The 12,785-nt window shown below is 63.0% G+C and carries 12 protein-coding genes; 5 read left to right on the top strand and 7 right to left on the bottom strand.

The window, feature by feature from the left end; genetic code table 11:
• Positions 1–49: 49 nt before the first annotated feature.
• From BLW62_RS11465 to BLW62_RS11450, 4 genes are all read right to left on the bottom strand, one after another.
• Complete coding sequence (locus BLW62_RS11465; protein WP_090507169.1) at positions 50–547, bottom strand: DUF411 domain-containing protein; 498 nt, start codon at positions 545–547, stop codon at positions 50–52.
• A gap of 149 nt (positions 548–696) precedes the next feature.
• Entirely contained in the window at positions 697–2,358 is a 1,662-nt protein-coding gene (locus BLW62_RS11460) for a tRNA uridine(34) 5-carboxymethylaminomethyl modification radical SAM/GNAT enzyme Elp3 (RefSeq protein WP_090507168.1), read from the bottom strand.
• Positions 2,359–2,672: 314 nt separating this feature from the next.
• On the bottom strand, positions 2,673–3,206 hold the full coding sequence (locus BLW62_RS11455; protein ID WP_090507167.1) for an SHOCT domain-containing protein: 534 nt from the start codon (positions 3,204–3,206) through the stop codon (positions 2,673–2,675).
• Between the two features lie 42 nt (positions 3,207–3,248).
• Positions 3,249–4,310, bottom strand: a complete 1,062-nt coding sequence (locus tag BLW62_RS11450) for a phosphotransferase family protein (RefSeq protein WP_090507166.1) — start codon at positions 4,308–4,310, stop codon at positions 3,249–3,251.
• A gap of 535 nt (positions 4,311–4,845) precedes the next feature.
• Between BLW62_RS11450 and BLW62_RS11445 the strand changes: the two genes are divergently transcribed.
• Complete coding sequence (locus BLW62_RS11445) at positions 4,846–6,141, top strand: MFS transporter (RefSeq protein WP_090507165.1); 1,296 nt, start codon at positions 4,846–4,848, stop codon at positions 6,139–6,141.
• 26 nt (positions 6,142–6,167) lie between these two features.
• Here BLW62_RS11445 and BLW62_RS11440 read toward each other — a convergent pair whose 3' ends face one another.
• From BLW62_RS11440 to BLW62_RS11430, 3 genes are all read right to left on the bottom strand, one after another.
• A complete protein-coding gene (locus BLW62_RS11440; protein WP_090507164.1) occupies positions 6,168–6,824 on the bottom strand; it encodes a TetR/AcrR family transcriptional regulator in 657 nt (218 codons plus the stop codon).
• A 160-nt stretch (positions 6,825–6,984) separates the two neighbouring features.
• The gene (locus BLW62_RS11435) at positions 6,985–7,737 is read right to left on the bottom strand and encodes an HAD family hydrolase (RefSeq protein WP_090507163.1); all 753 of its coding nucleotides are present in this window, start codon (positions 7,735–7,737) and stop codon (positions 6,985–6,987) included.
• Positions 7,734–8,951 (bottom strand): lactate 2-monooxygenase, encoded by a 1,218-nt coding sequence (locus tag BLW62_RS11430; RefSeq protein ID WP_090507162.1) that lies wholly within the window; start codon positions 8,949–8,951, stop codon positions 7,734–7,736. Before BLW62_RS11430 ends, BLW62_RS11435 begins: the two co-directional genes overlap by 4 nt.
• Before the next feature lie 197 nt (positions 8,952–9,148).
• Between BLW62_RS11430 and BLW62_RS11425 the strand changes: the two genes are divergently transcribed.
• From BLW62_RS11425 to BLW62_RS11410, 4 genes are all read left to right on the top strand, one after another.
• The gene (locus tag BLW62_RS11425) at positions 9,149–9,925 is read left to right on the top strand and encodes an SDR family NAD(P)-dependent oxidoreductase (RefSeq protein ID WP_090507161.1); all 777 of its coding nucleotides are present in this window, start codon (positions 9,149–9,151) and stop codon (positions 9,923–9,925) included.
• Between the two features lie 109 nt (positions 9,926–10,034).
• Entirely contained in the window at positions 10,035–11,039 is a 1,005-nt protein-coding gene (locus BLW62_RS11420; RefSeq protein WP_090507584.1) for a TIGR04024 family LLM class F420-dependent oxidoreductase, read from the top strand.
• A gap of 174 nt (positions 11,040–11,213) precedes the next feature.
• A complete protein-coding gene (locus BLW62_RS11415; RefSeq protein WP_090507160.1) occupies positions 11,214–11,627 on the top strand; it encodes a DUF4870 domain-containing protein in 414 nt (137 codons plus the stop codon).
• 104 nt (positions 11,628–11,731) lie between these two features.
• The gene (locus BLW62_RS11410) at positions 11,732–12,685 is read left to right on the top strand and encodes a phosphatase PAP2 family protein (protein WP_090507159.1); all 954 of its coding nucleotides are present in this window, start codon (positions 11,732–11,734) and stop codon (positions 12,683–12,685) included.
• Positions 12,686–12,785 lie beyond the last annotated feature (100 nt).

Raw genomic sequence — 12,785 nt, 5'->3', positions numbered from 1 at the left:
CGGTAATTGACGAAAGAGTTTCCGCCGCTGACGGGAGGGTGACCGGTCGTTAGACTTCGGTGTACTCGTAGACGTCACCCGAGTCATCGAAGGCATGAATCGTCAACGGATCGTCACCACGTGGCCCCATTCCGGGCGAGTACTCGGGCATTCCCGGTGCGGCGATACCCTCGATGTCGTCGTCATCGTCTTCGTACGCTTCTTCGACCGCCTCGAGTGGGACGTGCCCTTCGACGACGTAGTCGCCGAACTCGACGGTGTGACAGCTCTCGGCATCGCTGGGAACGCCTAACTCCTGCTTGACTGCCCCAGGATCCTCCGTTTCCTCGAGTTGGACCTCGAACCCGTTGTCCTCGAGGTATTCGACGTACTCCGCACAACAGCCACAGTTCGGATCGTGATGCTGGACAACCGAATCGACGGGAAGCGAGCCAGACCACTCCCAGTCGTCGATATCGCTCGAGCCACCGAGATCGAAACAGCCAGCGAGTCCGACCGCTGCGAGCGCCGACCCCGAGGCGCACAGTTTTCGCCGCGTCAGTTCCATAGCTGAATGTACTGGCTCAGCCACAAGATTCTGTCGACATGGTGGTTGATTTTGACACCCATGCTAGCCGACAAATAGCGACTGGCAGAACTGTACAGCCCACTGGGTCCACATCTGAAGCAGGATCGCCCAAACGGCCTACAACCGGTTCACAGTCGCTTGCTCACGTACGGGCCGTCCTGATGATAGCCGAGTTTGTTCCGGTAGTACTCTCGAGCCCCGATTCCCGAGATCACGCTCAGCTTATCGTAGCCGGCGTCGGCGGCCAGTTCCTCGGCGCGTTCCATCAGGCGTCGACCGTATCCCTTGTGCTGGTGCTGGTCGGTCTCGCCCTCGTCGCCCATGGTGACCTCGCTGCCGTACACGTGGAGTTCACGCACTAACGCCGCGTTCTCGAGTTCCGGGCGGACGGGTGTATTCGGGAACCGGAGCCGGCAAAAGCCGATCAGGAGGTCCTGCTCGAAGTCCTCGAACGAGATGAAGTGTTCCGTGCCACCACTGGCGTCGTAGGTCATGACGTCGAGGTCGATTTCGTCGGGTTCGGCGTCGTTCATCCCGACCTCGCGACAGCGGATGCACTCGCAGTTCCAGTCGTGGCCATCCATCTTCTGTCGCGCGAGCTGTCGGAGGTTCGACTTCCAGACGCCGGCGTCGATGAAGTCCGCGGGAATGTCTCGCTGAACGCGTTGGAGTCGCGTATAGCGCGGAATCATGTCCTTGATCTCGGCGACCAACTCGGCGGCTTCCTCGTTTTCGAGCGGGTCGTACTTGCCCTTGTGCCACCAGTCGTAGGTCGCCGTACCACGGACGATCAGCGTCGGATAGATCTTTAGGTAGTCCGGCTTCCACTGCTCTTCCTCGAAAATGCGCCGGAAGTCCTCGAGACACATCTCTTTGGACATGCCGGGCTGGCCGGGCATCATGTGGAAGCCGACTTTGAACGCCGAATCCCGCAGTCGCCGGTTGGCGTCGATCGACGCCTGCGCGCCGTGGCCGCGGTGCATCTCGCGGTTGATCCGCTCGAAGGTGGTCTGGACGCCGACCTCGACTTTCGTCCCGCCGAGATCGAGCATTCGGTCGATCTGTTCGGGATCGCACCAGTCGGGTTTCGTCTCGAAGGTCGTCCCGATGTTTCGGATCTCGTTCGTCTCGTTTTCGGCGATGACGTCCTCGAGATACGTCCACTCGTACTCCTCGGGGTCCTCGGCGAAGCTCACACCCTCCGCTGGCTCGGGTTCCTTGTCGACATCGTAGTCGTTCATCGCCTCGAGCGCGCGCTTGACGAACCACTCTTGATAGTCGTGGCTCCGGGCGGTCATCGTCCCGCCCATCAGGATAAGTTCGACCTTGTCGATGGGGTGGCCGATCTCGCGCAGTTGCTCGAGTCGCAGCGTCACCTGGCCGTAGGGATCGTAGTCGTTCTGGACGCCGCGAGCGGCGGCGGGTTCGTTGCCCGTGTAGCTCTGGGAGGAGGAAAACTCCGAATCCGGTCCGCCGGGGCAGTAGAGACACTTTCCGTGGGGACAGCGCTCGGGGGAGGTCATGATCGCGACTGGGGAGACACCCGAGGCCGTTCGAACCGGCTTGCGCTGGAGCACGGCTTCGAGTTCTTCGCGTCGCTCCTGTGGCGCGTAGTCGAGAATCTCGGAGTTTTTGGGCACTTTCGGTGCCGAGAACTCCGAACAGGCCTCGAGTTTGGCCTTCTCGACTTCGTCGCGCTCGAGATTGCCCGCGAGGATTCGCTCGACGAGCGTTTCACAGACCCGTTCGAACGCTTCGGTCTCGGTCGGTTCGGGCGTGTCGGTACTCACTACCCCGTTTTCGGGGCTGTCGGCGAATAAGCGTGTCGGAGTGTCCTCTCGCGCTCTCCGCTACCCCCGCGTGGATTCGATACGCCCCTCGAGTGTGGCAAATCTACACACAGACACGCACACGCTGCCACAGAGTAGCTGGGCCGTTCCCGCACTCGCTTCGCTCGCGCGAACGAGGGAGGGCAGGCCTGCGTTGTGGATGCGATATAGGGCCGAGTGGAGTGAAGGGGCTGCGGGCCTTCGGAGTACTCTCGGATCTCACTCGATGACGTATCACAGAGCGACCGACGCTCGCATTCTCGAGTCTCGTCCGTTCAGGTTTCGTACTCGAAATCTCGATCCTGGGTAGTACCCTCATCACGGTCGCCTGCTCCCGTTCGATCGGGTGGCTCTGTCGTCGATCCTCGCCACTGCTCGACGTCCTCGAGCGTCTCCGTCTCGAGTAAGCGCTCGAGTTTGCGTTCGAACTGCTCGTCGGTCAACTCGCCGGCGGCGTATCGGGTCCGGAGGGTCTCGAGGGCTTCGCGGTTGTCCTGTTTCGGCGTCGTTTCGAGCGCGGTGTGACGATCCGCCGCTTCGGGTGCGTCGCTCGAGTCCGATTCCTCGCGTTCCCGCTCGTCCCTGGACTCGCTTCCCCACCAGCCGTCCCACCACTCCGCTTTGTCCGCTTCGTCGCCGAACAACAGCGCGACCAGCGGGACGACGGCGACGTAACCGACGAGGAGGACGACGAGCCATAGGTTTCCGCCGACTCCCGCGAACATCAACCCTAGCCACAGGGCCGTGACGACCATCGAGGTGATCTCCGTGATGTTCTCACGGATTCGAGTCGCCGGATCGTCACTCATGGATGATACTTCTCGGGCGAAGACGAAAGTTGTTTCTTCCGATTACAGCGGTTCCTCTCCCTCGATAATCCGCTTCGCGCGCGCGGCGAGTGCCGGGACGCGCTCTTCCATCTTCGGGTACATCGGATTGTCGCTGTTGCCCTCGAGGTAGCGCCGGAAGAACATCTCGCCGAGGCCCGCGAGTTTGTAGACGGCGAGCGTCCGGTAGAATCGTTCGTGCTCGAACTCGAGGCCGGTAAGTTCCTCCCAGCGGTCGACGAGGTCGACACGACTCGAGTACCCCTCGCGTTCCATGAATCGGGTCGTCAGTTCGGGAATCGATGGCTCGGGGTCCTTCTCGTCGCGCCAGTAAGAGAGCATCCACCCCAGATCGGCCTGCGGATCGCCGAGGGTGGCCATCTCCCAGTCGAAGACAGCATTGAGTTCGGGAGGCGTGGCGGGGGCGAACATGACGTTGTCGAGTTTGTAGTCGCCGTGAACGAGCGTGTGGGGGTGGTCGTCGGGGACGTTGTCACGGAGCCAGTCGCCAACCTCGTGAAGGTCTGGGACCTCGCGCTCGTCTTCGGTGACGTCGAACGCCCACGAAAGCTGTTTCCCCCAGCGGTCGACCTGTCGCTGCGTGTAGCCTTCCGGGCGGCCGAACTCGCCGAGGCCGATTTCCTCGTAGTCGAGTCGGTGGATCTTCGCCAGTGTGTCGACGAGTTCCTCGCCGATTCGCTCGCGGTAGTCAGGGGCGGCGAAGCGCTCGGGTTCGCCCTCCCGGAGCACGTCACCCTCGAGGCGCTCCATGACGTAGAAATCGCTGCCGATGATATCGTGGTCTTCACAGCTGAGAACCGGCGTCGGGACCGGGACGTCTGTTTCCGCGACCGCGGCCATGACGCGATACTCGCGGATCACGTCGTGGGCCGTATCGGCCGTTTCACCCGGCGGCGGACGTCGGATGACCAACTCGCGGTCGCCCCACGTCACGAAGAGCGTCTCGTTCGAGTGTCCTTCCTGGTGCCGTTCGACGTCGTATTCGTCTGCCTCACCGAGGTGCTCCGCTAAGTGCGCGGCGAGTGCATCCTCGTCGACGAGGCGTTCGTAGTAGTTTTCGCTCATGGATGGGTTTCGAAACCGACGCTCGAGGCGGGATGGTCGTCGCCATCGGTTCTCGAACGTTGGTCGTTGGTCGACACGATGTTGTACAGGACTATTACTCCTTTCCTTAACGAAGATAGTTGTGGCTCGCCTACTATTTTACATCGTATGTGGGGTTGTAGTTAGCTAGTCACACGGTCCGTGATCGTCGAAATACGTGGTCTCAGGCAGTTTTGGTCCGGAATATGGGTGTGTCCGGCGACCGACAAACCCAACCTTTCGCTCGGTTCGGAGTAATCCACCTTCCACCGCCGCTGACCCTGCCACGGTATACATTCAGTCACACGGCTGCTGACTCGTTTCCAAACGTTTTTACGCAAGTCTGACTAACTGGTTAGTCAGATAGTGAGTGAGTTTCGAGCGATGACTGCTGTGCGTTCTACAGGCTGTTCACACGAGAAATCCGGACGATCGAAATCAGATTCCATTCTGCAGGCGGTCAGGAGGTGACGCCGTGAGTTCGAGTGGTGGCCTCTCTCAGCGCTGGCGTGAGACGATGAGTGCTGAGAACCCGAGCCAAGCCGTGGTAGTCGGCGCAGTTATCCTGAGTACGTTCTTCGTTGGCTTCGGCGGCGGCGTGATCTTTCCCATCCTCCCGAACCTGGGCCAGGTTCTGGGAATCTCACCGCTGCTCGTCGGGATCATCCTGAGTGCGAATCGGTTCTCGAGGCTGTTCGCGAACGCCCCCGCGGGCGTACTCGTCGACCGAATCGGCACCCGAACGCCGTTCGTCGTCGGGATGATTATCCAGGCCGGTGCGACGTTCGGGTACGTCGTCGCGATGATCGCGGCCCACCCCTCGATGTGGTTCGTTCCGGACGTTCCCGAAGGCTGGTTCCTCGGGTCTCGGATCATCTGGGGCGTCGGGAGCGCGGCCGTCTTCGCAACGGCGTACACGATCGCCGCGGACGTCAGCGAGGACGACTCTCGAGGCGCGAGCATGGGCCTCATTCGCGGTGGCGTGCTCTTTGGATTCCCGAGCGGTGTTGTCATCGGCGGCGTCATCAGCGAAGTGTCGACGACGGTCACGGCGTTCGCCGTCGCGACGCTCTTCGCGGTGGTAGCGAGCGTGATCGCCTACGTCACGATTCCTGAGACCCACGTCAGCGGGGACGGTCATCGATCGGTTTCGCTGACGGACATCGATACCACCCTTCCCTCGCTGACGGTTGGCTTCGTGAACTTCGCCGTCTTGTTCGCCTACATCGGCGCGTTGTTCGCGACGCTCGTGCTCTTTTTGGACCACAACAATCTCGGCGTGTTCGGGTTCGACGCGCAGGGCTCGTCGGGGATCTTTATGGCGATCACGGTCGTCGCTGCGGGCCTGTTCATGTTCGTTGGCGGCCACGTTAGCGACCGGACCGAGTCGCGGGTTCCGACGCTCCTGTTTTTCCTCGGGACGACGTTCGTCGGCTTCATCATGCTCGCGCTGGCCGACTCGATCGTGACGTTGACGGTCGCCTGTCTCCTCATCGGTGCCGGACAGGGTGGAACGAGTGGTCCGCTCATGGCGCTCCTCGCCGACCTCACGCCCGACGAGCGAATGGGACGGGCTGTCGGAACGAACAACGTCCTTGGCGACATCGGCGGCGGACTCGGTCCGATCGTCTCGCTCCCGCTCGTCGAACAGTTCGGCTTCCTGCCGATCTACGTCGTCTGCGCCGTCCTCCCACTCCTCGCGAGTGTGATCCTCCTCGCGGGCGTCCACCGAGAGACTGGACAGTACATGCCACGAGTCGACCTCCGCGATGATTCGTGCGCGCCGGGCTCAGCGTCGGATCATGCCGACTGAGAATCCGAGTACACCGACGCTCTCCGTTAATCCTCGCCGGCGTTTCCGTCCGCTTTGGACCCGGAATCGAGTTCGTCCGGACAGTAGAGCCAGTGTTCGAGAATCGCGTCGAGACTCGAGCGCGTCACTTCCGCGACGTCGTCTCGCTCGAGGGTAACCTGGTAGATCCGCGCGCCGTTGATGCTCGCGAGCAACAGCGTCGCGACCTGCTCCGGATCGACGTCGCGAAAGATTCCCTGTTCGATTCCCGCTTCGACGATGGCGACGACGGTCGCTTTGACGGTTTCGTGGTTTCGGCTCAATTGGCGGCGGAACTCCTCGTTGTGTGGCGCTTCCGAGCGAATCTCGAGCATCGCCGTCGTGAGTTCCCAGTGGTCGAATCTGCCGCGTTCTGGCGGCCCGAACAGCAGCGTCTCGATCAGCGCCTCGAGTCGTTCCGCCGGATCCGCGCCGTCGACGGCGATGTTCTCTTGAAACGCCGAGAGTAGGTACTCGAGAAACGAGACGAGCAGATCCTGTTTGGTGTCGTAGTGGTAGTGTAAGACCCCTTTCGTCTTGTCGAACTCGTCGGCGATGGCCTGCATCGTCAGGTTGGCGTAGCCGTGATTGCACAGCGCTCGATAGGTCGCCCGCATGATCGCCTCCTCGGTGTCGACGGGCGGGTCGTCGCTGTTTGCCCCCATATTAGTTCGTTCGTCGCAAAATATCCCAAAAAGCGTTTGGGTATCGGCCGTACGGGCACTCACCTCCGCAGCCGGTACCGACCTCGGGAGTGACGACGCGTTCCGTAGATGCTCGGCCCGTCGGCCTCGACGGTAGCTGTCCGTCCCGTCGTTCTCGATGTTAGACGCCCGGCTCAGTATCCTCGACGATCTCGAGGACCGCAGTGAGGTCGTCGATCCGATAGGAGACGGCCGGCCCGTCTTCGGCACCGAACGCGATCCCGTTGATGCCAACGTCGGCGGCCCCTTTCACGTCGTGATCGTAGCGATCACCGATCATGAGCGACCGTTCCGGAACCGCTCCGGCCTTCTCGAGTGCCGTCTCGAACATCGCGGGATCGGGTTTCGTCCGGCCGACCTCCTCGGAGGTCGTGATCGAGTCGAACGACTCGCGAACGCCGAAGCGCTCGAGCATTTGCTTGCCGGCGTCGTCGTCGACGTCGCTCAGAACCCCGACGTGGACGTCGCGTCGAGCGAGTTCGTGAATCGTCTCGACAGCGCCCGGAATCGGTTCGATCGAGGACGCGACGTGCTCGTCGAACGCGGGTTCCCAGCGCTCGCGCGGGATATCCTCGTCGACGAGGGCGTCGACGCCCGTCGCGTAGGCCTCGCGGGCCGACTGAAACTCGGTCCCCTCGCGCTCGCGGAACTGATTTCCGACGGCCGTCCGCCACGCGTCGACGGCGTCCTCGACCACCATCTCGAGGTCGTGTTCTTCGACGAGTTCCGCGACGAACGCGGCGTGTGCGCCCTGGACGGACTCGAGGTCGAGGATGACGCCGCCGATGTCCCAGAAGACGGCGTCCCACTCGGTCGCGTCAGTGCCGGATGCGCCGCTGCTGTCGCCGTCGTCGGCGAATCCGTCGCCACTCATCGCTCTGCCCTCCGTACCTTCGAGCGATCGACCTCGTCGACGCTCGCACAGCCCGAGAGGCCGACCGTCAGGTCGACGTCAGCCAGCAGGTTCTCGAGGACCGCTCGAACGCCGTCCTCGCCGCCGATACCGAGCCCCAGCGCGTAGGGTCGACCGAGCAACACCGCGTCGGCACCGAGCGCGACGGCTTGGAAGACGTCACTCCCCCGACGAATGCCGCTGTCGAACAGGACGGGGACGTCCTCGCCGTCGTCGGTCGCGTCCTCGACGGCGTCGACCACGTCCGGAAGCGCATCGAGCGCGGGAATCGCTCCGTCGACCTGTCGGCCGCCGTGGTTCGAGACGATCAGGCCGTCGACGCCGCGCTCGACGGCCTCGCGGGCGTCCTCGGGATGGAGGAGGCCTTTGACGAGGACCGGGAGGTCCGTCTGTTCGTCCAGCCACTCGAGGTCGTCCCAGGTGAGCGAGGCGTCGCCGAAACACTCGCTCCAGGACTCGATGGACGCCTCCGGGTCGGCCCACGGATCGTCGGCCTCGAGTCGGTCGCGAAAGGCGGGATCTTCGAAGTAGTTCTTCAGTCCCAGGCCCTGCAGGAAGGGGAGGTAGCCGAGTTCGATGTCGCGCTCGCGCCACCCCATCTTCGGCGTGTCGAGCGTGGCGACGACGGCCTCGTAGCCCGCCGCTTCGGCTCGCTCGAGGAAGCTGGCCGCAACCGACCGGTCGGAACTCCAGTAGAGCTGGAACCAGCCCGGACTGTCGCCGAGTTCGTCCGCCACCTCCTCGAACGTGAAAGAGGAGACGGAGCTCAGGATCATCGGGATCTCGAACTCGCTCGCCGCGCGGGCGACGGCGAGTTCGGCCTCGTCGTGGAGGATTCCCTGCACGCCGATGGGCGCGAGCATGACCGGAGCGGGATACTCGCGCCCGAAGAGTTCGACCGAGAGGTCGCGACTCGAGACGTCGCGCATCATTCGGGGAACGATCTGCCACTCGTCGAACGCCCGGTCGTTGGCCCGCACCGTCGACTCCGATCCCGCGCCCCCGGCGACGTAGGCGAACGCCTCGTCGCTCAGTTCCTCGCGGGCGCGCTCGACGAGGTCTTCGTAGGCGACCGGGAACTCGGGGGTCCGAGCCTCGAGCATTCCCTTCCGGTAGACATCCTGTTGGCGCTTCGGTCCGTACTGTGGGGTCTCTGATGGATTATCGTCTGTCATGGATCCCTCGGCGACGGATCGTCGACGCCGAGAGTCGGCGCGAGCCCGTCGCCGTCCGTGCGTCTGTGCCAGCGATTGCCACTCACTTAATCCTACGCTCTTCGGTAGTGATGCCCATCTTTATTAACAGTGTCTCCATATACTCGGCCGCATCTAACAATGGTAACAAACTGGCTGCAGTTCGCGGGTGACCACGCGTGAGTACCGCACAGTTCAGCGTCGACGGCGACGTCGCCATTATCACCGGTTCTTCGAGCGGAATCGGGAAGGGAATCGCCGAACGCTTCGCTGCCGACGGCGTCGACGTCGTCGTCTGTTCGCGCGAACAGGAGAACGTCGACCCCGTCGCCGAGGCGATCAACGAGAGCGAACGCCCCGGAACGGCGCTGGCACTCGAGTGTGACGTGACCGAGCGCGAGGCTGTCGACGCGCTCGTCGAGACGACCGTCGAGGAGTTCGGCGGCATCGACATTCTGGTCAACAACGCCGGTGCGTCGTTCATGGCCGACTTCGACGACATTTCCGAGAACGGCTGGAAGACCATCGTCGACATCAACCTCAACGGAACGTACAACTGCACGCACGCGGCGGCGGAACACCTCAAAGACGAGGGCGGCTCGGTCATCAACTTCGCGAGCGTCGCCGGCCAGCGCGGTTCGCCCCTGATGAGTCCCTACGGCGCGTCCAAGGCGGGGGTCGTTAACATGACGACGACGCTCTCCTACGAGTGGGCCGACGACGACGTCCGCGTCAACTGTATCGCCCCCGGTTTCGTCGCGACGCCCGGCGTCGAGAGTCAGATGGGTGTCTCCGCCGACAACATCGACCGCGAGGAGGTCGCTCGCCGAATCGGCACCGTCGAGGAAGTCGCCGACGTCACGCAGTTCCTCGCGAGCCCCGCCTCGTCGTACATCGTCGGCGAGACGATTACCGTCCAGGGCGTCCCACAGATCAGCGAAGAGCGCGACGTCTGAGCCACGGAGCGGGTGGGTCTCGCTCGGCTGACTCGAGGCGAGACAACTCCAATTCTGTCGTCGGCAATTCCCATACAGCCAAAAGGGGGCGGCTCATCTGTGAGTGATGATGACTGACAGAGATGTCCACTTGCCCGTGGCCGCTCAGCCGACGGTCGACTCGATCGTCGAATACACCCAGCGCGCAGAGGATGGCGGATACGACTGTGCGTGGCTTCCCGAAACGTGGGGACGAGACGCCGTTACCGTCCTAACCGCGATGGCCGAGCGAACCGAGACGATCGACATCGGCCCGAGCATCCTCAACACCTATTCGCGTACGCCGGCGCTGTTGGGTCAGACTGCGGCGACCTTACAGGAGGCTTCAGACGGGAGATTCCGACTCGGACTCGGTCCGAGTGGCCCCGTCGTCATCGAAAACTGGCACGGTGTCGAGTACGGCAATCCGCTCCGTCGAACCCGCGAAACCGTCGACATCGTCCGAGAGGTGCTCTCCGGCGAACCGGTCGACTACGACGGCGACGAGTTCCAACTGTCGGGCTTTCGCCTGCGCTGTGAGGCGCCGGACCCCGCCCCGCCGATCGAAGTCACCGGAATGGGTCCCAAAGCCGTCGAACTCGCCGGCCGGTTCGCCGACGGCTGGCACGGCATCATGCTCACGCCCGAGGGGACCGCAGAGCGAATCGAGGACATCGAACGGGGCGCGAAACTGGGCGACCGCGATCCCGACGACGTGCACGTCACCGCCGGCGTCACCTGCTGTGCCCTAGACGACGCCGAACAGGCCCGCGAACTCACCCGCCAGCACGTCGCCTTCTACGTCGGCGGAATGGGAACGTTCTACCGAGACGCCCTCGAGCGCCAGGGCTACGACGAGGCCGTCGACATCCACGACGCCTGGCAGGCGGGCGAACGCGAGCGCGCCCTCGAGTTACTCGGCGACGACCTGCTCGACGACCTCTGTGCAGCGGGGAGTCCTGAAACCGTGCGCGAGCAACTCGAGCGCTACGAAGCCGTCGACGGAATCGACGCCGTCGCCGTGAGTTTCCCGCGCGGTGCAGACGAAGACCAGATCTCCGAGACGATGGACGCCGTCGCGCCGAACGCGTCCTAACTGTACGCAGCGTTTGCTGGCCGAGTCGTCGTGGCCTCGAGCGCATCGCGGCCGTCACCTCGTTGTTTTTCCACTGTGCGTGCCCGTAGTTCCTCAGTCTGCAGTGACGTCTGATCTCGAGTTATCAGTATTTCCGACAGAATCAAAACACGTGGGTGTGAGGATCACGGACGAATGACAGCGACGTCCACGACGACACCGACACGGCACACGACCTCGAGTACGACGCTAACGCGTTCGATCGCGGCGATGACGCACCTTCTCGCGCTCGTGACGTGGATCGTCGGGCCGCTGATCGTCATGTGGCTCTCGCGAAGCGAGTACGTCAGCGAACACGCAAAAGACGCCCTCAACTGGCAACTGACCGTCGGCATCGTCGGATACCTCGCGGCGGCGCTCGTCGCCCTCACGGTCGTCACCGGCGATTCGACTCCTGTGCTCTGGAGTTCCGTCCTCGCGGTGGTCGTCCTCGGTGGCAACCTCCTGTTCTGTGTCGTCGCAGCGATCACGGCGATCCGTGGCGACCACTGGGAGTACCCGGTCGCGATTCGCGTCGTCGAAACGCCGACCGTCTCGCGGACGTTCTAACTGTATTTGTATTCGACCTCCCGAGTCGATGAATCGAACTGACGAACGCAGAATTGGTATTCGATACACTAAAGAAACTAACAGTTCTCGAGTCGACACAGAACATGTTCAGTGGGCAACAACATCCCGTGCTCGATCCCGAGATTCTCGAGGCGATCGTCGAGTCGATACCGGCGTGGCTCGGGGTCTTGCTCGTCCCGACGACGTACATCGGGAGCGTCTTCGTCATCGTACCGCTGATAATTCTTGCATACTGGTGGGCGCCGGATCGGTTCGGTGTCTGGATCCCCGCGTTCTTCGCGTACTACGGGCTAATGGCGAGCATCAAGTCACTTAACTCAGCAACCCGACCGGACATCGACCCGGCCGTCGGGCCAGAACTGTTTCCGGCCATCTTCTCGACCTGGTACGGCCACGCGACGGCGATCTCCTCGACGAGTTTTCCGAGTGGTAACGCGATGGTTCCGGCGGTGATCATCGGGTTGATGATCGTCGACCTTCGCATCAGTACACTCCCGCGTCGGGCACTCGTCGGCGGCTTCGCAATCGCCTTCGTCGGTTTCACCCGTCTCGGACTCGGCGTTCACTACCCGATCGACGTCGTCGGCGGCATCGCGTTGGGACTCGCCGTGCTCGGCGTCGTCCTGTGCTGTCGTCGCCACCTCGAGAACGACGTGACGGCGGTGTTCACGCTCGCGATCGTCCTCGCGCTCGCCAGCGTCTGGCTCCGAAGCGGCGGGACGGGCGTCCCAACGTGGGAGGGGATTCAGGGATCCAACCGCGTGCTCGCCTTCGGTGGGGCAGTCGGCGGACTCCTCGCCTGGCAGTGGGGAGAACGCTCGAGGTGGCGGTTTTCGACTTCACGTCTCGGTACCGTCGGTTCGTTCGCGGGCGTACTAGCCATCGTCGGCCTGACGTACGCGATTCACCTGTCGATCACGCATCCGCTCGTCTCGATGCTATGGGCCGGCGTCGTCTTCGGCGGCGTCATCGTCTTGCCACACGTCGTCCTGACTCGAGACGACGTGTTGGTGCCACTCGGCGTGACGAGCGCGTAGGGTGCGCCGTTTTTCCGTACTGTTTTTCGTCGGGTAGGCGCTCAAGTCGCTCAGTGCCCACGAGGGACAGCCGAACCCGACAACTACAAACCCCAGATCG

It is taken from the genome of Natronorubrum sediminis, assembly GCF_900108095.1.
Lineage (GTDB): Archaea > Halobacteriota > Halobacteria > Halobacteriales > Natrialbaceae > Natronorubrum > Natronorubrum sediminis.
This window is presented reverse-complemented; position numbering and strand designations above follow the sequence as displayed.